General features: G+C 60.7%; 18 protein-coding genes. 7 read left to right on the forward strand and 11 right to left on the reverse strand.

Going from position 1 to position 23,230, the window contains the following annotated elements:
* Positions 1-513: 513 nt before the first annotated feature.
* The 3 genes from J3P79_RS14220 to J3P79_RS14230 form a co-directional block, all read right to left on the reverse strand.
* Positions 514-2,562 carry a TonB-dependent siderophore receptor gene (locus J3P79_RS14220; protein WP_434603424.1) on the reverse strand — a complete coding sequence of 683 codons (2,049 nt, stop codon included), beginning with the start codon at positions 2,560-2,562 and terminating at the stop codon, positions 514-516.
* A gap of 232 nt (positions 2,563-2,794) precedes the next feature.
* Positions 2,795-4,564, reverse strand: a complete 1,770-nt coding sequence (locus tag J3P79_RS14225) for a sodium:solute symporter family protein (protein WP_434603426.1) — start codon at positions 4,562-4,564, stop codon at positions 2,795-2,797.
* 11 nt (positions 4,565-4,575) lie between these two features.
* Positions 4,576-4,842 (reverse strand): DUF4212 domain-containing protein, encoded by a 267-nt coding sequence (locus tag J3P79_RS14230; RefSeq protein ID WP_434603428.1) that lies wholly within the window; start codon positions 4,840-4,842, stop codon positions 4,576-4,578.
* Between the two features lie 243 nt (positions 4,843-5,085).
* On the opposite strand from J3P79_RS14230, the gene J3P79_RS14235 reads away from it, so the two are divergent.
* On the forward strand, positions 5,086-6,882 hold the full coding sequence (locus J3P79_RS14235; RefSeq protein ID WP_434603430.1) for a methyl-accepting chemotaxis protein: 1,797 nt from the start codon (positions 5,086-5,088) through the stop codon (positions 6,880-6,882).
* Between the two features lie 100 nt (positions 6,883-6,982).
* Here the strand turns inward: J3P79_RS14235 and J3P79_RS14240 are convergent, their stop codons facing one another.
* Positions 6,983-7,180 (reverse strand): YbdD/YjiX family protein, encoded by a 198-nt coding sequence (locus J3P79_RS14240; RefSeq protein WP_003201656.1) that lies wholly within the window; start codon positions 7,178-7,180, stop codon positions 6,983-6,985.
* A 15-nt stretch (positions 7,181-7,195) separates the two neighbouring features.
* The gene (locus tag J3P79_RS14245; RefSeq protein ID WP_434603432.1) at positions 7,196-9,256 is read right to left on the reverse strand and encodes a carbon starvation CstA family protein; all 2,061 of its coding nucleotides are present in this window, start codon (positions 9,254-9,256) and stop codon (positions 7,196-7,198) included.
* Positions 9,257-9,472: 216 nt separating this feature from the next.
* Here J3P79_RS14245 and J3P79_RS14250 point away from each other — a divergent pair, with 216 nt between their 5' ends.
* Positions 9,473-10,834: a cache domain-containing protein gene (locus J3P79_RS14250; protein ID WP_039590027.1), complete on the forward strand. Its 1,362-nt coding sequence runs from the start codon at positions 9,473-9,475 to the stop codon at positions 10,832-10,834.
* 31 nt (positions 10,835-10,865) lie between these two features.
* Positions 10,866-11,498, forward strand: a complete 633-nt coding sequence (locus tag J3P79_RS14255) for a response regulator (RefSeq protein WP_434603434.1) — start codon at positions 10,866-10,868, stop codon at positions 11,496-11,498.
* Here the strand turns inward: J3P79_RS14255 and J3P79_RS14260 are convergent.
* Both J3P79_RS14260 and J3P79_RS14265 read right to left on the reverse strand, forming a co-directional pair.
* The gene (locus J3P79_RS14260) at positions 11,485-12,357 is read right to left on the reverse strand and encodes an SDR family oxidoreductase (RefSeq protein WP_434603436.1); all 873 of its coding nucleotides are present in this window, start codon (positions 12,355-12,357) and stop codon (positions 11,485-11,487) included. The two genes, J3P79_RS14255 and J3P79_RS14260, sit on opposite strands and share 14 nt — an antisense overlap.
* Positions 12,358-12,403: 46 nt before the next feature.
* Positions 12,404-13,633 (reverse strand): arabinose transporter, encoded by a 1,230-nt coding sequence (locus J3P79_RS14265; RefSeq protein WP_434603438.1) that lies wholly within the window; start codon positions 13,631-13,633, stop codon positions 12,404-12,406.
* 143 nt (positions 13,634-13,776) lie between these two features.
* On the opposite strand from J3P79_RS14265, the gene J3P79_RS14270 reads away from it, so the two are divergent.
* From J3P79_RS14270 to J3P79_RS14285, 4 genes are all read left to right on the forward strand, one after another.
* Complete coding sequence (locus J3P79_RS14270; RefSeq protein WP_434603440.1) at positions 13,777-14,424, forward strand: TetR family transcriptional regulator; 648 nt, start codon at positions 13,777-13,779, stop codon at positions 14,422-14,424.
* Between the two features lie 91 nt (positions 14,425-14,515).
* The gene (locus J3P79_RS14275) at positions 14,516-15,307 is read left to right on the forward strand and encodes a transporter substrate-binding domain-containing protein (protein ID WP_434603442.1); all 792 of its coding nucleotides are present in this window, start codon (positions 14,516-14,518) and stop codon (positions 15,305-15,307) included.
* Between the two features lie 95 nt (positions 15,308-15,402).
* Entirely contained in the window at positions 15,403-17,280 is a 1,878-nt protein-coding gene (locus J3P79_RS14280; protein ID WP_434603444.1) for a DUF294 nucleotidyltransferase-like domain-containing protein, read from the forward strand.
* Entirely contained in the window at positions 17,277-17,996 is a 720-nt protein-coding gene (locus J3P79_RS14285) for a 3'-5' exonuclease (RefSeq protein WP_434603446.1), read from the forward strand. The genes J3P79_RS14280 and J3P79_RS14285 overlap by 4 nt, the downstream gene beginning before the upstream one ends.
* A gap of 39 nt (positions 17,997-18,035) precedes the next feature.
* On the opposite strand, the gene J3P79_RS14290 is transcribed toward J3P79_RS14285, so the two are convergent.
* From J3P79_RS14290 to J3P79_RS14305, 4 genes are all read right to left on the reverse strand, one after another.
* Positions 18,036-19,706: a BCCT family transporter gene (locus J3P79_RS14290; protein WP_434603448.1), complete on the reverse strand. Its 1,671-nt coding sequence runs from the start codon at positions 19,704-19,706 to the stop codon at positions 18,036-18,038.
* Between the two features lie 242 nt (positions 19,707-19,948).
* Positions 19,949-20,965: a TRAP transporter substrate-binding protein gene (locus J3P79_RS14295; protein WP_434603450.1), complete on the reverse strand. Its 1,017-nt coding sequence runs from the start codon at positions 20,963-20,965 to the stop codon at positions 19,949-19,951.
* 52 nt (positions 20,966-21,017) lie between these two features.
* On the reverse strand, positions 21,018-22,298 hold the full coding sequence (locus J3P79_RS14300; RefSeq protein WP_434603452.1) for a TRAP transporter large permease subunit: 1,281 nt from the start codon (positions 22,296-22,298) through the stop codon (positions 21,018-21,020).
* A complete protein-coding gene (locus tag J3P79_RS14305; protein ID WP_434603454.1) occupies positions 22,295-22,840 on the reverse strand; it encodes a TRAP transporter small permease in 546 nt (181 codons plus the stop codon). The genes J3P79_RS14300 and J3P79_RS14305 overlap by 4 nt, the downstream gene beginning before the upstream one ends.
* Positions 22,841-23,230: the final 390 nt, after the last annotated feature.

Genomic DNA, 23,230 nt, shown 5'->3' on the forward strand with positions numbered 1-23,230 from the left:
CACCAATGCGGCCTTGCCTTGTTTATGAGCCCTGGTTCTTCGAGTACCTCGTCAGGCATGGGTCTCTGATCAGGCCTTTGCGTCTGGATGACGTGCGCCTCCCTTTTGTGTCTACGTATCGAAATTCCTGTCTGCTGGGTTGTCGTGGAGTCGTAGCAAGGGCTGTGCCTAATTACGGCGGATCGGGACATTGCTGGAAAAACCGGCTCGAAACGCTGAAAAAGCGAAATTTCTTTTCGATTTTGCGACGCAGACAGGTTTGCAGGCTGAAACGTTTACCCCAGTTTCGGGCGCCAGCCCCACAAACGGGTCGAATCGGTGCAGGCAGGCGGAAAGTCGAGGCCGAACGCCCCGAAAAGGGGAAATTAATACTCACCGCTGAAACGCTTCGCTTGGTTCAACCATAGCTCACGCGCGCAGACTTCACAGGAAGAACGGCACGGTAGGACGAAAGTGCAGCCGAAAAAAATGCCCGGACTTTGCTGCCCGGGCATTTTTATTGGAGCACCGTGATTAGAACGTCACGCTGGCACTCAACCTGGCGGTACGCGGCTCGCCCACGTTGACTTGCAACTGGCTGCCGGTGGAGGACGGGTAGTACTGCTTGTCGAAAAGGTTGTCCACGTTCAACTGCAGCGAGGTCTTTTGCCCGAACATCGGCGATTCCCAGCGCAGGAACGCGTCGGCGACGGTGTAGCTGCTGAGCCAGAAATCGTTGGCGGCGTTGGCGGCGCGCTCACCGACATAACGCGCACCGGCCCCGGCGTGCCAGGCACCGAATTCGGCCGGGACGTTCAAGTGGTGCGTCAGGTACAGGCTGGCGGTGTGTTTGGGAGCGTCGGGCAGGCGGTGGCCTTCGTTTCGCGGGTCGTCGAGAATTTCGGTGTGGGTGTAGGCGTAGGTGCCGATCAGGTCCCAACGTTCGGCGAGGCGACCGGTAATGTCCAGCTCCAGGCCTTGGGAGCCAACCTTGCCCGCGGCTTCTGCCAGCGTGACGCCGTTGACCGTCGAAGACGTCACGACATTTTTCTTCTCGATATCGAACAGCGCGAGATTGATGTTCAAGCCTGGCAGCGGATCGTATTTGGCGCCGATTTCGTAGCTGCGGCCCTCTTCCGGCTTGAAGGTGCTGAGGTTGTCATCAACGGTATCGTTGGGTTTGAACGAACGACTGTAGTTGCCGTACAGCGACAATTCTTCGGTGGCTTTGTAGACCAGGCCCAGGAACGGGACGAAGGCATCGCCGTTGTCGTCGCGAACAGGCACGCTGGTGACCAACCCTTGCTTGGCGAACTGATCGTAATGCTGGTAGCGGCCACCAAGGACCAGGATCCAGCGGTCATCCAGGTGCCAGTTGTCTTTCAGGTACACCGAACTGGACGTCAACTGGTTGCTCAGGTTGCTTTGGGTCGGGCTGATGACGCTGGGTTCTCCCAGGCCGCCGTACACCGGCGCAGTGATATCGAAGCCCCCTCTTACAGGCCCACGGTAAGTCTTGCCACGGTATTGGTCCGACACCTGGTTATCGACGCCGACCAACACGTCATGGCGTTGGCCGAACAGCTCCTGCCTGCCGATGAAATCCCAACTGGCGTAACGGGTTTCATCATCGTAATGGGCGCCATTGGCGGCTCGACGCAGGTTGTTGCCCACCAGCGAGTTGGGCTGCGCAATCGAAAGACTGTACCGGTCATTGTTCCAGCCATACGTCACCCGCGTCTTCCACGCATCGCTCAGCTCATATTCGAACCGAGCGGTGGCCGTCTCGCGAATCCCTACGCTCTTGGCCCAAGGCTCATCCAGGCGCTTGTCATAGTCGATATCGGCCGGATGCCCGTTTTTGAACACGGTGCCCCGGTCAAACGGATTGGAATATTCGTTGTACTCATAGCTCAAATTCAACGAAGCCCGCTCGCCGGTCCAGGCCAGCGACGGCGCCACCAGTGTGCTCTCGTTGATCCCATAGTTGCGCCAGTAATCCTCGTGGCCGCGTTCGGCGATCAGGCGATAGGCCAGGCCGGTGTCGCCCAAAGGCCCAGTGGTGTCCAGGGCCATGGTGCCGCCGCCCTCGCTGTAGGCGGAGCCGCTCAACGTGGTGCTCTGGGTGTATTCGGGTTTCTTGCTGATGACGTTGACCAACCCGCCGGGCTCCAGCGCGCCGTACAGCATCGAGGCCGGGCCCTTGAGCACTTCGACCCGGTCGGTGGTGGCGCTGAAGTTATGGCCCAGGTTCGAGCGTACGCCGTCGCGCAGGATCGAGCCGTCGTCGTTGGTGCCGAAACCGCGCTTGACCAGCGAGTCCCGCGAGCCACCCAGGGTGTTGCCCTGGCTGACGCCGCTGACGAATTTCATCGCGTCCGCCAGCGAGCGCACCTGATAGTCCGCCAGGGTCTGCTGGGTCACCACGTTGATCGATTGCGCTTCTTCCTTGATCGGTACATCGCTCTTGCTCGCCGTGCTGGCTTGCGTCGCCGTGTAGCCTTCGTCCTGAATGATCCGACTGCCTTGCACGTCCGTAGTGGGCAGTTCGAGAGTGTCCTGTGCCTTCACGGGGCTTGCCATGAAGCAGCAGGACAGCGCGGGTAAAACACATTTGACGAGGGCATTGCGGTAGGCGAAAGGGGTGGAACGATTCAAGACGCGCACTCACAGAGGGTTGGAAATGAGAGCGAATATACTTTGAGAATGATTCCCAGTAAATCTTTCTGACATTTCCACTCTTGACTCTGAATGCGATCAAGGGCGCCGGATGATGAGTCCGGCGCCCTTGAGGATTGCCCTTCCCGTCTGAAGATCAGTGATCGATGGCGGCGCCGGCCCCCCTCGGTACGCGGATGTCCTCGACCAGGTGCTGGATGTGCTCCGGCGGCGGCGCGGTGAAGCGCGACACGACCAAGGCTGCCAGGAAGTTGAAGACCATGCCCAATGTACCGATCCCTTCGGGAGACACACCGAGCCACCAGTGTTCCGCCGTGTTCATCGTCGGGTTGACGAATTTGAAGTAGACGATGTAGGTGAACGTGAAGGTCAGCCCGACGATCATCCCGGCAATCGCGCCTTCGCGGTTCATGCGCTTGGAGAAGATCCCCATGACGATGACCGGGAAGAAGGACGACGCCGCCAGCCCGAAGGCGAACGCCACCACCTGGGCGACGAACGCGGGTGGATAGATGCCGAACAAGCCGGCAATCAGCACCGCCACGCCGGCCGCGATCCGTGCCGCGAGCAACTCCTGCTTCTCGTTGATCCTTGGCATGATGTTGCTTTTGAGCAGGTCATGGGAGATCGACGTAGAGATCACCAGCAATAGCCCCGCAGCCGTGGAAAGCGCGGCCGCCAAGCCACCCGCGGCGATCAAGGCGATTACCCATCCTGGCAGGCCGGCGATCTCGGGGTTGGCCAACACCATGATGTCGTTGTCGACATAAAGCTCGTTGGGCACCGGCGAGAGCTGGTTCTTGAGCAACCGCTGCTCATGCGCCCCGCGCTCGCCGGTAAAGCTCGGCGCGCCCACCAGCGCTGCGCCCGGGCTGTACTGGATGATGCCGTCGTTGTTCTTGTCCGCCCAGGCAATGAGCCCGGAATTTTCCCAGGCCTTGAACCAGGCCGGCGCGGTTGAATAACTGACGTTGGGAATGGAGGTCAGCAGGTTGGTCCGGGCAAAGGCCGCCACAGCCGGTGCGGTGGTATAGAGAATCGCGATGAACAGCAATGCGTAGCCGGCTGACTTGCGTGCATCCCGCACAGTGGGTGTGGTGAAGAACCGCACGATCACGTGGGGCAAGCCCGCAGTGCCGACCATCAGCGCCATGGTGATGAAAAACACATCCATGGTCGATTTGGTGCCATTGGTATAAGCGGTAAAGCCCAGCTCGGCGCCCAGTCCGTTGAGTCGCTCGATCACGCTCTGCCCCGAGCCTGCAGCTTCGCTGATAAAGCCCAACTGCGGGATCGGATTGCCCGTGATCATCATCGAGATGAAGATCGCCGGCACCATGTAGGCGAAAATCATCACGCAATACTGCGCTACCTGGGTGTAGGTGATGCCCTTCATGCCGCCCAGCACAGAATAGAAGAACACGATGGCCATGCCGATCATGACGCCGGTATTGATGTCCACTTCCAGGTAACGGGAAAAGACGATCCCGACACCGCGCATCTGCCCCGCCACATAGGTAAAGGAGATGAAAATCACGCAAATCACCGCCACCACCCGCGCCGTCTGCGAGTAATAACGCGCCCCGACGAACTCGGGCACGGTGAACTTGCCGAACTTGCGCAGGTACGGCGCCAGGCACATCGCCAGGAGCACGTAGCCGCCGGTCCAGCCCATCAGGTAGACCGAGCCGTCGTACCCGGCGAAAGCGATGATTCCGGCCATGGAAATGAACGACGCCGCCGACATCCAGTCGGCACCGGTGGCCATGCCGTTGAGTACGGGGTGTACGCCTTTACTGGCAATATAGTATTCGCTGGTGGAACCGGCCCGCGTCCATATGGCAATGCCAATGTACAGGGCAAACGAGGCGCCGACGAACAGGTAGATCAGGGTTTGGGTATCCATGCTCGTCGGCCTCAGTCTTCGTGGACGTCATATTTGCGATCGAGCTGATTCATCTTCCAGACATAGAAGAAGATCTCGAGCACAAAGACGTAGATGGACCCTTGCTGGGCAAACCAGAACCCCAGGGGCGCGCCGAAGAAACTGATGGTGTTGAGTGAGTCGACCAGCAAGATGCCGAACCCGAACGACACCAGGAACCAGATGGCCAGTAAGACCAGCATCCAGCGTAGGTTTTCCGTCCAGTAGGCACGCGCAGCCTGTTGCTTTTCAGTGGACATGAAGCCGCCCTCTTGTTTGTTGTTATTGTTTTGCACTTGAAACCGTAGCAGTCGCCGGGCAAGGCGCTAGTACGACTTTCGTCTAATTCGTAACAGCAGGTATTGACATCCCTTTCGCAGCGAAAAGACCGGGCCAGCCCGCACTGGCGTTTCAGGGTGATATCAAATCGCCCAAACTGCCTAAAGCTTTGCCGTTATCGGTCGAATGTATGCCATCGAATCTTTTTTTTCCCTGGAGCTGTGATGCAGACGTTAAAGGCCTTGTACGAGTCTATCGAGATGCAATTTTTCGATACCCTCACAAAAAAGCTTTCAAGCCTTTTCCTGTTGGTTGCGGTCAGCGCCTTGCTTTATTGGGTTGCCCTCAGCGCCCGCGCCGACATCGTCCTGCAGTTGCGCACTGCCCAGCTTGACGCCGCGCTGCTGGGACAGATCGAAGCGCGCCTCGACAGCCTCACCCATGCCCTGTTCTTCGGCGCGCTGCTGACGCTGGGCATGGTCAGTTTCATGGTCTGGTACTTCCGCCACCTGATCGTGCGTCCCGTCACCGTCATGACCAAGGCCCTGGAAGAGATCGCCAACGGCGAAGGCGACTTGTCCAAGGACCTGCCGCTGGTCACCCACGACGAGATCCGCACGCTGGCCGCGACCTGCAACCGTTTCCTGGCCAAGCAGCGCGAGATCATCAGCAACGTTCAGGCATTGACGGTGCACATCGCCGTCGAATCGGCCCGCTCGCTGAAGAACATCAGCGATTCCAGCGACAGCGCGACCCACCAGGCGCGCTTCGCCAAGGAAGTGATGGAGCAAAGCAATACTGCCGTTGGCCGTATCGAAGAGGTGTCGCGCCAGACCCAGGGCATTTCCGGCACCACCGCGCAGAACCTGAGCATGGCCCGTGACTCCTACGCCGAACTGCTGGAAGTGACCGGTAACATCAGCGAAATCTCGAGCAGCCTCGGCGAGTTCGCCGGGCTGGTGGATGCCCTGAACCAGCGTTCTTCGAGCATCAAGTCGATCGTCGGCCTGATCCAGCAGATTTCCGCCCAGACCAACCTGCTGGCCCTCAACGCCGCCATCGAAGCAGCGCGTGCCGGGGAAAGTGGCCGTGGCTTTGCGGTGGTGGCCGATGAAGTGCGCACCCTGGCGCAGAACGTCAGCCGGGCCACCGACGACATCTCGCGCAACATCGACGCCATGCTCCAGGAGGTCAGTTCGACCCACGAACAGACCACCCAGATCAGCCACAGCGCCCGGGAAACCCAGAAAGTGGTGGAGCGCGCATCCGGCCATTTCGAAAGCATGATCGTCGACTTCGAATCCACCAACGGCAAGCTCGCCGACATCGCCGACCATATCCAGCAGTTCGCCGACACCAACACCGGCATCAATGAACGCGTCACCCAGATCCACGCCGACAGTCAGTCGATCGACCAGCGCATGCAGCAATCGGCGACCGCCACCCGCGACCTGTCCGGCGTGGCTGAGAAGGTCCAGACACTGTTGGGCCGCTTCGTGCTCGGCCACGGCAAGCTGGACGCCGCCATCACCCGCGCCAGCGAATGCCGCGACACGCTGCAGGTTCATCTGCAGGCTTTGCAGGACGAAGGCGTCAACTTGTTCGACCAGAATTACCAGTTGATTCCCGGCACCGATCCCAAGCAGTACATGACCAGCTATACCGAACGTTTTGCCCGGGTCTGCCAGGAGGAATGCGACAAGCTCACCCGCAGCACGCCGGGCGGCAAGGTCTCGTTCATTGTCGATACGAAGGGTTATTGCCCGGTCAACAACAGCTGGGTCTCCAAGCAACCCACCGGCGACCGCGCGGTCGACCTGCCGGTGTGCCGCAACAAGCGGATCTTCAACGACCCGATCGGCCTGCGCGCTGCTGGCAACGTCCAGCGCTTCCTGCTCCAGACCTACCTGCGCGACACCGGGGAAATCATGACCGAGATCGACGTGCCGTTCTTCTTCGGCGGCCGTCACTGGGGCAACTTGCGGGTAGGCTTCGACGCAGCGGTGTTGCTGGCGGACTGATCAAAGGATCAAGCCAGACAATTGTGGCTCATGCAAATCCTGAAACCACCCCAAAAACAACTGTGGGAGCGAATTCGCTCCCACAGGAATTGACCTCAGTTCAACAACACTTCGGCCCACCCTTGCCGCCGTAACGGGCCTCCTGGCGCTCTCGGAAGAACGCCTCGTAGTCCATCAGCGGCTTGTCCGGGTGTTTGGTTTGCATGTGCTCGACGTAGTTGTCGTAGTCGGGCATGCCGACCATCAGGCGGGCGGCCTGACCGAGGTATTTACCGAGGCGACTCAAGTCATTGAACATCGTTGCAATCCTCTCTCAAGCGTCCGGCAGGGCCTGGAATGGCGCTTCTTTGTCCGTGCGCTCTTTCGTGCCCCAGGCGGCGATGCCGACCTTGAGCGCGTAGAACAGGATGCTGAAGACCACGAACAGGAACAACACCGTCAGCGTTGCGTTGGTGTAGGCGTTGAACACCACATGCTGCATCTGCTCGACGCTCTTGGCCGGGGCCAGGATCTGGCCGGCGGCCAGGGCATCGTTGTATTTGCGCGCCAGGGCCAGGAAGCCGATCGCCGGGTTGGCGTCGAACAGCTTGATCAGGCCCGCGGTGGTGGTGCAGATCAGCAGCCAGCTCGCCGGCAGCAGCGTGACCCAGACGTAGCGCTGGCGCTTCATCTTGATCAGCACCACGGTGGCGAGCATCAGGGCGATACCGGCCAGCATCTGGTTGGAAATGCCGAACAGCGGCCACAAGGTGTTGATGCCGCCCAGCGGATCGATCACGCCCTGGTACAGCAAGTAGCCCCACAGCGCGACGCAGCCGGCGGTGGCGATCAGGTTGGCGGTCCAGGATTCGGTGCGCTTGAGGGCCGGCACGAACGAGCCGAGCAGGTCCTGCAGCATGAACCGCCCGGCACGGGTGCCGGCATCCACCGCGGTGAGGATGAACAGCGCTTCGAACAGGATCGCGAAGTGGTACCAGAACGCCATCGTGTTCTCACCCGGCAGCACCGAGTGCAGGATCTGCGCGATACCGACCGCCAGGGTCGGCGCACCGCCGGCACGGGCCAGGATGGTGGTCTCGCCGATGTCCTTGGCCACCGCTTGCAGCGCCTCGGGGGTGATTGCAAAGCCCCAACTGCTGACGGTCTGGGCCACGGCCACCACGTCGGTGCCGACGATGGCGCCCGGGCTGTTCATGGCGAAGTACACGCCCGGCTCGATCACCGAGGCCGCGACCATCGCCATGATCGCCACGAAGGATTCCATCAGCATGCCGCCGTAACCGATGTAGCGGGCGTTGGTTTCGTTATCCAGCAGCTTGGGCGTGGTACCCGAGGAAATCAGTGCGTGGAAACCCGAGACCGCGCCGCAGGCGATGGTGATGAACAGGAACGGGAACAGTCCGCCCTTCCACACCGGCCCGGTGCCGTCGGTGAACTGGGTCAGCGCCGGCATTTTCAGCTCGGGCATGGTGACCAGGATGCCGATCGCCAGGGCGACGATGGTGCCGATCTTGAGGAAGGTGGACAGGTAGTCCCGTGGCGCGAGGATCAGCCACACCGGCAACACCGCCGCGACAAAACCGTAGCCGATCAGCATCCAGGTGATCTGGATCCCGGTGAAGGTGAAGGCCTTGGCCCACACCGGATCGGCGGCGATCTGCCCGCCCAGCCAGATCGAGCCCAGCAGCAACAGCACGCCGATGATCGAGATCTCGCCGATGCGGCCCGGACGGATGTAGCGCATGTAGATGCCCATGAACATCGCGATCGGGATGGTCGCCATCACCGTGAAGATGCCCCACGGGCTCTCGGCCAGGGCCTTGACCACGATCAGCGCCAGCACCGCGAGGATGATGATCATGATCAGGAAGCAGCCGAACAGCGCGATGGTGCCGGGAATGCGGCCCATTTCCTCGCGCACCATGTCGCCCAGGGAGCGACCGTTGCGGCGGGTGGAGAGGAACAGGACCATGAAGTCCTGCACCGCACCGGCCAGCACCACGCCGGCGATCAGCCAGAGCGTGCCGGGCAAATAGCCCATCTGCGCCGCCAGCACCGGCCCGACCAACGGCCCCGCGCCGGCAATGGCCGCGAAGTGGTGGCCGAAAAGGATGTGTTTGTTGGTCGGGACGTAGTCCAGGCCATCGTTGTTGAGCACGGCAGGCGTGGCCCGGCGCGCATCGAGTTGCATCACGTTGTTGGCGATGAAGAGGCTGTAGTAGCGGTAGGCGACCAGGTAAATGGCCACGGCTGCGACGACGATCCAGAGGGCGTTGATCGGCTCTCCGCGGCGCAAGGCCACGACGCTTAGCGCACATGCTCCCAGAACAGCCACGGCAAACCAGGCGAGGTGTTTAACCAGACGGGTTGTCATTGCGTGTCTCCTGCCGATATCCAGTGGATTGCGGCGATTGTTTTTATAGTGTGCCCCGGCTATTCGGAGCCGGCCCAATATCCCTGCTAGTGGTCAATAAATAAATCCGTAGTACTACGTAGACGCACCCGCCCCCACAGGTCTTATGTTTCATCCATTGGTTTGACATATGATGCCCGCCATCCACCTCCCCGCCGAATCCGGACTGGAGTCACGATGCTGCTCAAACACAAGATTGTCGCTCTCGGGATCCTGCCGCTGGTCCTGGCGATTGCCGTCATCGGCGCCTTGGTGATCTCACTCAACCGCCAGTTGGGCGACCAACAGGCGCAACTGATCGAAGACAGCATCCTGGCGAGCAAGCGAGCCGAGTTGAAAAACTATGTCGAGATGGCGCAGAGCCTGATCGCCCCGCTGTACGACGACGGCAAAGGCGACGCGCGGGCGCAACAACAAGTGCTGGAAGAGCTGCGCAAGCTGAGTTTCGGCATCAACGGGTACTTCTTTGTGTACGACCGCCAGGGTCGCAGCCTGATGCACGCCCGCCAGTCGGAACTGGTAGGGCAATACCTCTGGGACATGAAGGATCCGCAAGGCTTGCCGGTCATCCAGGCATTGCTCAAGAGCGCCGAATCGGGTGAAGGCTTCCAGCGTTATGCCTGGAACAAGCCGTCCTCCGGCCAGGTGACCGACAAGCTGGCCTATGTCGTGATGCTCGATCGCTGGGGCTGGATGCTCGGCACCGGAATCTATCTGGAAGACGTCGAGCGCGCCACCCAACAGGCCCGCGACGAAGTGGCCCAAGGCATCCACACCACGATGCAGGCGATCGCGGCCATCGCACTGATCGCGGTGCTGCTGGTGTTTGCAGGCGGCATCACCCTCAATGTCAGCGAGCATCGCCTGGCCGACAAGAAGCTGCAGCGCCTGAACCAGCGCATTGTCAGCCTGCAAGAAGAAGAGCGCTCCCGGGTATCGCGCGAACTGCATGACGGCATCAGCCAACTGTTGGTGTCGATCAAGTTTCAGTTCGAACTGGCTAGCCACGTCATCGAGAACGGCCAGGAAAACGGCCTGGGCATCCTGAAGAACGCCACGGACCGGCTGGGCGAAGCCATCGGTGAAATCCGCAGCATCTCCCACGACCTGCGCTCCTCTTTGCTCGACACCCTGGGCCTGCCGGCGGCCATCGGCCAGCTTGCGGCCGAGTTCGAGCAACGCAGCGGACTGGAAGTGTCCTACCGAAGCAACGAGTTCGACTGTCGCCTGGAAAACGGCGCGCCGGTCTCGCTATTCCGCATTGCCCAGGAGGCGCTGACCAACATCGAGCGTCATGCCGGGGCGAAACGTGTCGCCATCACCCTGTTCGGCTCCGGCCAGTCCTTGCGCCTGACTGTGGTAGATGACGGGATGGGCTTCAACGTCCCGCAGGTCGAACGTGGCCATACTGGCATTGGCCTGCGTAATATCCGCGAACGTGTCGAGCATTTCGGCGGGCGGCTGGACATGACATCGGTGCCGGGACGAAGCGAACTGGATATCCTGCTACCCATGACCATGCCAGCCACGGAAAGCTGATCCGCGCCCCTTTCAATAAGAGCACCTGCCGATGAACCGCCCCACCACCATACGCGTCGCGTTGGTCGATGATCACGCCTTGGTCCGCGACGGCATCCGCGCCCTGCTGTCCGTCATGCCCCGGCTCGAGGTGGTCGGCGAGGCGGAGAGCGGTGTCCAAGCGATTGAGATGGTCGGGCGCTGCCAACCGGACTTGCTGCTGATGGACATCGGTCTCAAGGACATGAACGGCCTCGAGCTGACCCGGCAGTTGGGCAAGCAATACCCCGGGCTCAAGATCCTGATCCTGAGCATGTACGACAATCATGAGTACGTCAGCGAATCCGTACGCGCCGGTGCCAGCGGCTATGTGCTGAAGAATTCACCGTCCAAGGAAATCATCGCCGCCATCGAGGCCATTATCCGCGGCGGCACCTTCTACAGCGCCGAAATTGCCCAGCGCCTGGCCACCGACTCGACCACCGACAGCGAGCTGACACCACGCGAGAGCCAGGTGCTGGCCAAGATGGTCCAGGGACTCAACAACAAGGAAATGGCCCGCGAACTGGACATCAGCGTACGCACCGTCGAAACCCACCGCTTGAGCATCCGCCGCAAGCTCAACATCGACAAACCCGCGGCCCTGGCGAAATACGCGATCGACCACGGGATCATTCCCCGCTGATGTAGTAATCAGGGTGTTCAAGATTTTCCAACAACCCCAGCCCGCTCGGCACCCAACCCAACAAGCTACGGGTGTACTCGCTGGAGACCGCCATGCTCGCGCCCGCCATATGAGCGAACCAGCCAAAATGCTCGCGCTCGCGAGATTCGACCGGGACCCCCAGGCCACGCCCGATCGCCTGGGCAATCTCCTTGAAGGGCACGGCTTCGTCGGCAACGGCGTGGTAGACGGACTGGGTCACGCCCTGCTCCAGCGCCAATCGATAAACCCGCGCAGCATCCAGCCGATGCACGCCGGACCAGCAATGGCTGCCATCGCCCAGGTAAGCCGACACACCTCTCTCCCGCGCCAAACGAATCAGGATCGGCACGAACCCATGGTCGCCGACACCATGAACCGAGGGCGCCAGCCGCACCGTCGCCACACGCACGCCGCGCTCGGCCAGTTCCCTGGCGGCGGCTTCGGACTTGCGTGGCGAAGCCGGACTTGGAACCTCCAATTCGCTTGCGCCCCGCGTCAATCCGAACAAGCCCGACGTCACCAGTAAAGGCCGATCAGATCCCTGCAAGGTCCCTCCCAATGCCTCGATGGCCCGGCGGTCCTGCTCGGCATTCTCGGCGAACCGCGAAAAGTCATGGTTGAATGCCGTGTGAATCACCGCGTCCGCCTTCGAGGCCGCGTTGCGCAGGACCTCGAGATCGTCCAACGTTCCATGGATAACTTGCGCGCCGATGGCGGCCAGCGCGGCGCCCTTTTCCTGGCAACGGGCCAGGCCGGTGACCTGATGCCCGGCGCCGAGCAGATCCTGCACCACGGCCGACCCAACCCAGCCCGTGGCTCCGGTAATGAATACTTGCATGTGCAACACTCCTGCCTGAAAAAGCCTTCTATAACCTGAATAAGGCTCAGGATTTGTACTGAACTTGTATTTCCCGGCCCCTGAGCAGCATCAAGGCCACCCCGAACGACAACGCAACGGCGATGGCGCCGGCCAGGTAAACCGCCTCGATACCCCAACCACTGGCCAACACACCGGCCAGCGGGCTGGTGATGCCCAGGGAAATATCCAGGAACGCAACATAGGCGCCCATGGCGAGGCCGCGAGCCTGTGGCGGCGCACGGCGCACTGCTTCGACGCCAAAACCGGGGAATGCCAAGGAATACCCAAAGCCGGTTAACGCCGCACCGAGATAGGCAATGATTGCCGTATCGGCGCTCCAGATGAGCAGCAGCCCAACGGCCTCGATCACCACGCAAACCAATGCGACGCGTGCGCCACCGATCTTGTCCGGAAGGTGCCCGAACAACAGCCTCGCGCCGATGAAGGCCAAGCCGAACGCCGTGAACGCCAGCGAAGCGTTACCCCAATCCCTGGCCGCGAATAACAAGGCAATGAACGCTGTGACGACGCCAAAGCCGACGCTGCAAAACGCCAGACCCATGCCGGGAACCCATACGGCGCCGAACATCTTGTAGAACGGTGTACGTCGGGTCGCCGTAGGGGCTGCGCCGCGGACACCGGCGACAACCGCCAAGGCCAACAGCGGAATGAACGCCGACGCCACAACGATGCCCATGAACCCCCAGCCCGAATTGAGCGCCACGCCAAGCGGAGCGCCCAAGGCGTATGCGCCGTACATGGCAATGCCATTCCAGGCCATGACCTTGCCAGCATGCTGCGGCCCAACCCGGCCAATGCCCCACCCCAACGCGCCGGTGACGACGAGGCTTTCGCCAACCGCCAGCAACACGCGGCCCACCAACAACAGCCAGACCGACAACACCGGCGTGGACACGAACGCCAGGGACAGCAGATAAACCAACGCGCCGAACGCCGCCGTCACCAGCCCGACCGTGACCGCGCGCTTGCCCCCGCGCATGTCAGCGAAGTTGCCGGCCCAGGCCCGCGATAGCAGCGCCGCGGCAAACTGGGCGCCGACCACCAGGCCAATCACCAGCGTGCCCATCCCCAGCGTGTCATGCAGGTGAAGCGGCAAGACCGGCAGTTGCAGGCCGATGGTGAGGAACCCGATAAACACGGTCAACGTGAGCGGCAACAACTTGAGCGCCGGATTGGCCTCGAGGGTTGCACGGGGCGCCACAGAGGCGCCCAGATGAATATTTTCTTGAGTCATGACCCTACCCATGGAAAGCGACGCGAAGTGAGGTTGAACGCTGTTTGTGGAGACGACTAGAATGCGATCAATTCGTCGCATTCAAGATACGAATAATCCGTCGCATTTCCTATTCGCATTCCTTTTCCGAGGTCTATGGCTTTATGTCCGAACGCCCAAGCCCGCAGATTTCCTCGCGCAAACAGCCAAAACAGGCCCGCTCCACCGAACTCGTGGCAGCGGTCCTGGAAGCGGCTGTTCAGGTTTTGGCGAGCCACGGTGCTCAACGCTTTACCGTTGCCCGCGTAGCCGAGCGTGCGGGTGTGAGCGTCGGGTCGGTGTATCAATACTTTCCAAACAAGGCTGCGATCCTGTTCCGGCTGCAGAGTGATGAGTGGCGGCAGACCAGCGATATGTTGCGAGACATTCTGGAGGACTCCGCCAAGCCGCCCCTCGCCCGGTTACGAACCCTTGTGCAGGCGTTCATCCAGTCCGAGTGCGACGAAGCGCAGATTCGCATCGCGCTCAACGATGCCGCGCCGCTCTATCGGGACGCTCCCGAGCACCAGGCGGCACGCATGTCGGTGCAGGCATCAGTGGACGCGTTCATGCAGCAAGTGCTGCCGGATGCCGACGTGCACACCCGCGCCCTTGCCGGTGAGCTGATCATCGCCACCCTCAGTTCCGTGGGTAAACGGTTTTCGGCAACGCCTCGTACTCGGCAGGAGGTCCAGACGTATGCCGATGCCATGGCCGATATGTTCTGCGCCTACCTGGAAAACCTGCGGGCGGTCGATCGCACTTCGGGCTGATCGATCGTCTCGACGTCCAAGTGACAGCCCGTTGGCAGTTTTACTACACTCCCCCGTCTGGTCCCCTTCCCTTGCGAGACGTCCCATCCTTATGAAAACCATAACAAGCACGATGACGTTCTGTGGCCTGCTGGCGTTCTGCGGCAATGCATTGGCCGAGCCAGCGCCTTCGCACCTGGACAAAGTGATCCAGCAAGGTGAACTGCGGGTGTGCACCACCGGCGACTACAAGCCCTACACCTACAAGGCCGAATCGGGGGAATATGAAGGCATCGACATCGACATGGCGCGCTCACTCGCCACCAGCCTGGGCGTCAAGGTGCAATGGGTCCAGACGACTTGGAAAACGTTGATGCCAGACATGCAGGCCGGCAAATGCGACATCGGGATGGGCGGGATTTCGGTCACCCTGGAACGGCAGAAGAAAGCCTATTTCAGCAGCACCCTGGACGTCGACGGCAAGATCCCGCTGGTGCGCTGCGAAGACCAGTCGCGCTATCAGACCATCGAGCAGATGAACCAGCCTTCGGTGCGCCTCGTCGAGCCGGCCGGCGGCACCAACGAAGCGTTCGTGCGGGCGTTCCTGCCCAAGGGACAGCTGGCCTTCCACGACAACGTGACGATTTTCCAGGAGCTGCTGGACAAACGCGCCGACGTGATGATCACCGATGCCTCGGAAGCGCTCTACCAGCAGAAACTCAAGCCGGGCCTGTGCGCCGTCAACCCGACCCGCTACCTGCAATATGGCGAGAAAGCCTACTTGCTGCCCCGTGACGACAACACCTGGAAGATGTACGTCGACCAGTGGCTGCACCTGAGTAAGGCCAATGGCAGCTATCAGAAGGTGATTGGGCAATGGCTGGCGGTGCCTGAAGCCCAATAACGAACCGGTGGCCGTACACGCTCGCGTTCCGGGGTTTGTGTGCGGCGCCATGGTCTGGCATGTTGGGCCTTCCAACAGAACTGTCACGAGGCCCCATGCAGATCGAATTACTGGAAATCAGTGAGCACCTTCATCGTTTTCCGCCATTCGATGCGCTTCCCCAGGAGACCTTGGAGGATATTGCCCGGCGCGTCGAGGTCGCCTATTTCAAGGCCGGAAGTCCGATCCTCGAAGCGGGGGCGGACATCCATGAGCTGCACTATGTACGCAGCGGCGCCGTCGAGATTTATCGGCGAAGCGGCGAACTGTATAACCGGCTGGTCGAGGGCGATATCTTCGGTCAGGCGGGCTTGCTGCGCAGCAACCGGGTACGCTTCCCGGCCAAGGCCCTGGAAGACAGCCTGATCTATTTCATTCCGGCGGATGTATTCGCCCGGTTATGCGAGCGGCACGACAGTTTTGCCGATTTTGTCGAGGCCGAAGGACATTCCAGACTCAAGTCAGCTGTCGAGGCCCAGGGGCGTGCGAGCGAGCTGATCCAGCTCAAATCCCGCGCATTGATTTCTCGAGATCTGGTCTGGGTAACGCCGCAAACCAGCGTCCGCGAGGCCGCACAGTTGATGACCGAACGAAGCGTCTCCTGTGTCGTGGTCCTTGAGCCTGCCGGGAAAAACCCCGAGCAGATGCTCGGCATCGTGACCGACCGGGACCTGCGGACTCGCGTCGTGGCCACCAACCGCAGCGGCGACACCACGATTGGCGAAGTCATGTCGATCGATCCGGTAGCCATCCAGGCAGATGACTCGTTGTTCGAGGCGATGCTGTGCATGCTCAGGAGCAACATCCACCACCTTCCGGTAATGGACAAGGGCCGTACACTCGGCTTGATCAATCTGTCGGATATCATCCGGCACGAGTCCCAGAGCAGCCTGTACCTGGTAAACAGCATCTCCAACCAGACCAGCGTCGAAGGTCTTCGCTCACTGCTGCGCGATTTACGCGGTACCTACATTCGCATGGTCCGCGACGGCGCGACCGCACACATGATCGGCAGCGCCATCTCGGGCATCGGTCGTGCCTTCACACAGCGGCTGCTTGAACTGGCCGAACGCGAATTGGGACCACCACCGGTTCCGTATTGCTTCATGGTGCTGGGCTCGATGGCCCGTGACGAACAACTGCTCGTGACGGACCAGGACAACGCCCTGGTGCTGGATGATCGTTTCGACCCAGCCCTGCATGACGATTACTTCCGCAAGTTGGCCGCGTTCGTCAGCGACGGGCTCGCCCAATGCGGCTACAGCTACTGCAAGGGCGGGATCATGGCGACCAACGTCCAGTGGCGTCAGCCACTGCGGGTGTGGCGTGGCTATTTCAGCCAGTGGATCGAGAAACCTAACGCCGCCACCCTGCTCAACAGCTGCATCTTTTTTGACCTGGACGGGGTTTATGGTGCGCTGGACATGGTCGAATCGCTCAAGACGCTGTGTGCGCAGAAGTCCAGGGATACTCCGGCTTTCCTGGCAGCGATGGCGCGCAACGCATTGAATCGCACGCCGCCGCTGGGTTTCTTTCGCACATTTGTCATGGAAACGGACGGGGAACAAAAACAGATTATCAACCTCAAGGGCCGTGGCACGGCGCCCCTCACCGACCTGATCCGCATCCACGCGCTGGCGTGTGGCACTACGGCGCAGAACTCCTTCGATCGGCTGGATGCCATCGGCCATACGCGGTGGGTGCAGCCCGAGGCCATCGAGCACCTGCGCTACGCATTGGAGTTCCTGTCGATGGTGCGCATTCGGCACCAGGCCGATGCCATCGAACACGGGCGCAAACCGAACAATTACATCGAGCCCGAGCGTTTCTCCACCACTGAGCGGCACAACCTCAAGGAAGCGTTCCAAGTGTTGAGCAATGCCCAGAAATTCCTGCGTTTCCGCTATCCCGGTCACGCCCGGCCATCCCGATGAACGCCCCACGAGTGCCCACTGAACGGACGATGCCGGACTGGACGACGCGCTTCGAGCAACTGGCGCGACAAGCACAGCATCCCCTGCTGCGGCGTTTCTACGCGGCCGGGGTGATCAGCGGCCAGACTGCGCTGGACCAGGTCGAATTGCTGGCAATGGACCTTGAAACCACCGGTTTGAATGCCCGCAGCGACAGCATCGTCAGCATCGGCCTGGTGCCTTTCACCCTGAAGCGAATACGGTGCGGAGAAGCCCTGTACTGGGTCATCAAACCCTCCACGCTGACCCATGAGTCGGTGGCATTTCACCGCATCACCCACGCAGACATCCGTCATGCCCCCCGCCTGCCAGACATCATGGACAACCTGCTGCAAGCTATGGAGGGACGAATCATGGTGGTGCACTACCGGGCCATCGAACGCAACTTTCTGGACGAAGCGTTTCGGCGTCACCTTGGAGAGGGGTTACAGTTTCCGGTCATCGACACGATGCAGCTGGAGGCATGGCGAGTCAGGGGGCGTCGCCGCTGGTTGGACAGATTGTTGCGCCGGCCGCCGGCCTCCATCCGGTTGGCCGATACTCGCCAACGTTATCGACTGCCGACCTATCACGCCCACCATGCATTGACCGACGCACTGGCCACGGCCGAGCTGCTCCAAGCGCAGGTGGCCACTCATTACAGCCCGTGCGTCGCGGTCGGGCAGCTCTGGGATTGAACGCTGGGGCGTGCCTCGCCCCAGACAACTTTCAGGCGATCAGGATCGCGGTTCCGACATCAATCCCTTCACCAGGGAAATGCAGCCCAGCAGCAGCACGATGGCAAAGGGCAGTCCGGTAGAAACCGCCATGGCCTGCAAGGCGATCAGCCCACCGCCCAACAGCAGCGCGATGGCAATCACACCCTCGATGACTGCCCAGAAAACCCGTTGAGGAACGGGCGCATCGACCTTGCCGCCGGCGGTGATGGTGTCGATCACCAGCGAGCCGGAGTCCGACGAAGTGATGAAGAAGACGATCACCAGCACGATGCCCAGCAGCGATGAGATTTCCTTGAGGGGCAGCGCTTCCAGCATCGCGAACAGTTTGAGTTCCAGCACCGCATCCTTGACCCCGCTCAATCCCTGCAAGGTGGCCTGATCGATGGCGGTCCCGCCAAAGGTGGTCATCCAGAGCACCGACACCAGCGAGGGCACCAGCAAGACAGAAATCAGAAACTCGCGGACAGTCCGGCCACGGCTGACCCGCGCAATGAACATGCCTACAAATGGCGACCAGCTGATCCACCAGGCCCAGTAGAACGCTGTCCAGCCCTGGGTGAACTCGGCGTCGGTACGACCGAAAGGATTGGACAATGCCGGCAGATACTCGGCGTAGGTCACCACGTTCTTGAAGAAGCCGGTAAGAATGGCCAAGGTGGGACCGACGACAATGATGAAGAGCAGCAACAGGAGCGCCAGGCCCATGTTGATTTCGGAGAGCAGCTTGACGCCCTTCTCCAGCCCGGCCAGTACCGACCACAGTGCGATCAGCGTGATGCCGATGATCAGTACCACCTTGCTGACGTTGGTGGATGGGATGCCGAACAGGTGTTCAATCCCCGCCGCGGCCTGCTCGGCACCGATACCCAGCGACGTCGCAAGCCCGAACAGCGTAGCGAACACCGCCAGGATGTCGATGATGTGCCCTGGCCACCCCCAGACACGCTCCCCCAGCAATGGATAGAAAATCGAGCGAATCGACAGCGGCAAGCCTTTGTTGAACGAGAACAGCGCCAAGGATAACGCCACGATCGCGTAGATAGCCCAGGGATGCAGTCCCCAGTGAAAAATCGTCGCAGCCATCGCCAGATCCGCAGCGCCCTGCATGTCGCCCGCTGCACCATCGAGGGGGGCCCAGTCCGTGCGTACCCCGCTAGGATCGAGCGTCACGCCCCCCAACGCGGCGGCGTAATGCGACATGGGCTCCGCCACGCCGTAGAACATCAGCCCGATACCCATCCCGGCGGCGAACAACATGGAGAACCAACCCAAATAGGTATGATCCGGCGTGGCGTCGCGGCCGCCCAATCGCACCTTTCCCAGTGGCGAAACGATCAACGCCAGGCACAACAATACGAAAATATTCCCTGCGCTCATGAAGAACCAGGCCAGGTTTCGGGTCAACCAACCGCGCATGGCGCTGAAAAGCGGCTCGACTTCATTTTGCAGAGCCAGCGTCACGATGACGAACAACAGAACGGTGGCAGCGGAGATCAGAAAGACCTTGCCATGGATATCCAGGGAGAAAGAAAACTCGCCGCGGAAATTGTCCTGTCCGATGACATAGTCTGTTTCGATGAGATTTGCCTCGCCGCTGGGGGCAGGTATCCCCTCCGTACCGGGCGCCTGGGATTTTCCTGATAGATCGTCTACAGGATCTTTACCCACGTGAACCTCCTTTGATTTTGCAGCACGCACACACGCGTGATGGTCTGAAAAGCCCCGCTGTTCAAAGTGAAAACGAGATGTAAGTGCCATAGCCTAACAAGTCTGGAGGCATGCCTGTGACATCGACCGGCCATGACTGTTCCACAAACGACTTCAGGTTGGCATATAGCGAGGCAAAACGAAGGGCGCCGGGACAGTGTCCGGGCGCCCTTCATATGGACCGTTCGCGGGTTTGCTTCAACTCACTGTGCACGCACCTTGCTGATTTCGTCGTACATCATCTTCACCAGTTCCCCATCCAACGATTTGGCGAACTTATCGATCACCGGCTGCACGCGCTCGCGGAAGCGGTCTTTCTCGGCCGGGGTGATTTCGTTGACAGTCATAGAACCGGCCAGCGTGGCCTTGGCCTTGTCCATGCTTGTCGCGGTGACTTCGCGCTGGAAGGTCTGCGCCTCGGCTGCGGCGGCGCGGATCATCGCCTTTTCATCATCGTTGAGACGGTTCCAGGTTTTCTGGCTGATGATCAACGACTGCGGATTGAAGATGTGGCCGGTGACGGAAAGATACTTCTGTACCTCGTAGAACTTGTTGCCTTCAATCACTGTGAAAGGATTTTCCTGGCCATCGATGGTGTGCTGCTCCAGACCCGTGTAAACCTCGGGGAACGCCATCGGCACCGGGTTGGCGCCCAGGGCCGTGAAGGTCTCCAGGTAGATCGGCGACTGGATGACGCGCAGTTTCAAGCCCTGCAGGTCTTCGAGCTTGTTCACCGGGTGCTTGCTGTTGGTCAGGTTACGGAACCCCAGGTCCCAATAGCCCAACCCCACCAGCCCTTTGCTGTCCAGTTGCGCCGCCAGTTTCTGCCCGACCGGGCCATCGATGACCGCGTGCGCTTCCTCGACGTTGTTGAACAGGAATGGGAAATCGAGCATGGCGTAATCCGGAGCCTGGGCGGCCAGGATGCCGGAGTTGAGCACGGTGATGTCCAAGGTCCCGCCCTGCAATGCCGACACCGTTTGCACGTCGCCGCCCAGGGTTCCGCCAGGGAACAGGCGGACCTTGATCTTGCCGCCGCTCTTTTCGCTGAGCAGGTCGGCGAACTTCTGCGCGCCCTGGCCCTGGGGATGTTCCTTGACGTTCTGGAACGCGAATCGCAACGTCCGCTCGCGGATCTCATCCGCATGGCTGGCTACGCTGGTCAGCAGCAAGCCCGTCGCGCACGCTCCGGCCAGCAAGGTTTTCATAAGTTTTCCCATGTCACTCTCCGATCGTTATTGTTTTTAAAGGTCGAGCCAGCGAGCACCGGTGTCATCCGGTGAAGAATTTCAACGGCCCCATGACCAGTTGCGGAAACAGGACCAAGAGCACCAGAACCACAAACTGCGCAATCATGAACGGCCAGACCCCGCGGACGATTTCCTCGAAGTCCAGCTTTGCCACTCCGCACACCACGTTGAGCACCGTGCCCACCGGGGGCGTGATCAGGCCGATGGCCGTGTTGATCAGGAACAACACGCCGAAGTACACGGGATCGATACCGGCCTGGATGACGGCCGGCATCAGCACCGGGGTGAGGATGAGAATGGTCGGGGTCATGTCCATGACCGTGCCCACCAGAATGATCAGCGCCATCATCACCAACAGCAGCAGGGTCTGGTTGTCCATGAATGGCGCGAGCAGCTCCGCCAATTGGCCCGGCAGATCGGCGATCGTCACCAGCCACGATGAGACCATGGCCGCCGCCACCAGCAGCATCACCACCGACGTGGTCCTCGCCGAGGACAGGATCACTTCGTACAACTGGCTGATCTTCATCTCCCGGTAGATCACCAGGGACACGAACAGTGAATAGACCGCCGCGACCACCGCCGCTTCCGTCGGGGTGAAGATGCCGAACTTGAGCCCCAGGATGATGATCAAGGGCAGGCCCATCGCCCAACTGCCGTCGAGCAGTGTGCGCATCACTTCGGCACGGGAACGCTTGGGCGCCGTCTCGACGTTCTCGCGCCGGGAGATCAGCCACCAGGCAATGGCCAGTCCGACACCCAGCATCACCCCAGGCACGATACCGGCCAGGAACAACTTGGAAATCGACACACCAGAGGCCACGCCGAAGACGATGAAGCCGATGCTCGGCGGAATCACTGGCGCAATGGTGCTGCCGGCGGCGATCAGCCCGGCCGAGCGCCCGCGGTTGTGTCCGGCCAGTACCATCATCGGCACCAGCAACGCCGCCAGAGCCGCCGCATCGGCCACGGCCGAACCGGACAACGAAGCCAGCAGGCACGAGGCGATGATCGCCACGTAACCCAGGCCGCCGCGCTTGTGTCCCACCAGCGCCATGGCAATGTTGACGATGCGCTTGGACAGGCCGCCGACGTTCATGACCTCGCCGGCCAGCATGAAGAACGGCACGGCCATCAGCGGGAAACTGTCGGCGCCATTGAGCAGGTTTTGCGCGATGATCTGTGCGTCGAACAGGTCCAGGTAGACCATCAACGCCACGCTGACCACCAGCAAGGCAAAGGCAATCGGGATGCCCAGCGCCATGCTGCCCATCAGCGAGCCGAGGAAAATAGCCAGCGTCATGGGCGGGTACTCTTGAAGGTGTCAGGGTTGAAGCTGGCGGCGTCGCTTTCCTCGACTAACAAAGGGTCGTCATCGCGCAGCTTGCCGAACAACGCCAGGTACAGTTCGTACAGCAGGATGGCCGTTGCGCTGACACCGAATACCAGCCCGGCGGCGTAGAACAACGCCATCGACAGGCCGGACGCCGGCGCGACCACATTCAGGTTGATCACTGCCTGCTGCCAACTGCCGCTGACGATCAACCCGCAAATGTAGAGCATCAGCAAATGCCCGATGACCAGGCAGGCACGCTTGCCTGCTGGTGGCAAGCGCTTGACCAGGCTGTTCATGCCCAGGTGAGCGCGGTCCTTGAGTGCCACCAGGGCACCGAGAAAGATCATCCAGACAAAGAACCAGCGCGACAGCTCCTCGGACACGCTGATGCCCGAGTTGAAGGCATAGCGCAGCACCACATTGCCGAACACCAGGACGATCATTGCGATCATGCACAGCACGATCAGCAACTTGAGCAGCTTGAAATACAGATCGACGACTTTTGTCATCTTGAACACCTCACAGATTGATCCAGACGCAGGCCCGCTGCCGACGCGACAGGGCGGGCGCTATCGGATCGCTGGAATATCCCGGAGGGACCCGGATCTGAAGGTAATTAATGAGGGCAAGTTCTGTTGACGGGCACGCATGAGGGGATCCTCTGTTTTTATTATGGCCTCGCCTGGACATGGCAAGGCTGGGTGACCGCTAAAATGTACTACCCAGTTAATTCGGTCAATAACCTTGCGCGACGGGATGCCCCGAACCGATCGAACTTGCGTGCGATTATCGGCCACCGCTTAGCGGCACCTGCGGACTGCCGGCCCGATGTGAAATTATTTGAAGGCGTTTTGTATCGCTGTGTATATGAGCAGCCCATTGATACGAATCCGCTGATT

It is taken from the genome of Pseudomonas sp. R1-7 (assembly GCF_051132105.1).
GTDB lineage: Bacteria > Pseudomonadota > Gammaproteobacteria > Pseudomonadales > Pseudomonadaceae > Aquipseudomonas.

Excerpts from the sequence above, each read along its gene's own strand:
- J3P79_RS14245 (WP_434603432.1), bottom strand. The coding sequence starts at position 9,256 with ATGACAACCCGTCTGGTTAAACACCTCGCCTGGTTTGCCGTGGCTGTT.
- J3P79_RS14235 (WP_434603430.1), top strand. The coding sequence starts at position 5,086 with ATGCAGACGTTAAAGGCCTTGTACGAGTCTATCGAGATGCAATTTTTC.
- J3P79_RS14285 (WP_434603446.1), top strand. The coding sequence starts at position 17,277 with ATGAACGCCCCACGAGTGCCCACTGAACGGACGATGCCGGACTGGACG.
- J3P79_RS14230 (WP_434603428.1), bottom strand. The coding sequence starts at position 4,842 with ATGTCCACTGAAAAGCAACAGGCTGCGCGTGCCTACTGGACGGAAAAC.
- J3P79_RS14260 (WP_434603436.1), bottom strand. The coding sequence starts at position 12,357 with ATGCAAGTATTCATTACCGGAGCCACGGGCTGGGTTGGGTCGGCCGTG.
- J3P79_RS14305 (WP_434603454.1), bottom strand. The coding sequence starts at position 22,840 with ATGACAAAAGTCGTCGATCTGTATTTCAAGCTGCTCAAGTTGCTGATC.
- J3P79_RS14300 (WP_434603452.1), bottom strand. The coding sequence starts at position 22,298 with ATGACGCTGGCTATTTTCCTCGGCTCGCTGATGGGCAGCATGGCGCTG.
- J3P79_RS14250 (WP_039590027.1), top strand. The coding sequence starts at position 9,473 with ATGCTGCTCAAACACAAGATTGTCGCTCTCGGGATCCTGCCGCTGGTC.
- J3P79_RS14275 (WP_434603442.1), top strand. The coding sequence starts at position 14,516 with ATGAAAACCATAACAAGCACGATGACGTTCTGTGGCCTGCTGGCGTTC.
- J3P79_RS14240 (WP_003201656.1), bottom strand. The coding sequence starts at position 7,180 with ATGTTCAATGACTTGAGTCGCCTCGGTAAATACCTCGGTCAGGCCGCC.
- J3P79_RS14265 (WP_434603438.1), bottom strand. The coding sequence starts at position 13,633 with ATGACTCAAGAAAATATTCATCTGGGCGCCTCTGTGGCGCCCCGTGCA.
- J3P79_RS14270 (WP_434603440.1), top strand. The coding sequence starts at position 13,777 with ATGTCCGAACGCCCAAGCCCGCAGATTTCCTCGCGCAAACAGCCAAAA.
- J3P79_RS14280 (WP_434603444.1), top strand. The coding sequence starts at position 15,403 with ATGCAGATCGAATTACTGGAAATCAGTGAGCACCTTCATCGTTTTCCG.
- J3P79_RS14225 (WP_434603426.1), bottom strand. The coding sequence starts at position 4,564 with ATGGATACCCAAACCCTGATCTACCTGTTCGTCGGCGCCTCGTTTGCC.
- J3P79_RS14295 (WP_434603450.1), bottom strand. The coding sequence starts at position 20,965 with ATGGGAAAACTTATGAAAACCTTGCTGGCCGGAGCGTGCGCGACGGGC.
- J3P79_RS14220 (WP_434603424.1), bottom strand. The coding sequence starts at position 2,562 with ATGGCAAGCCCCGTGAAGGCACAGGACACTCTCGAACTGCCCACTACG.
- J3P79_RS14255 (WP_434603434.1), top strand. The coding sequence starts at position 10,866 with ATGAACCGCCCCACCACCATACGCGTCGCGTTGGTCGATGATCACGCC.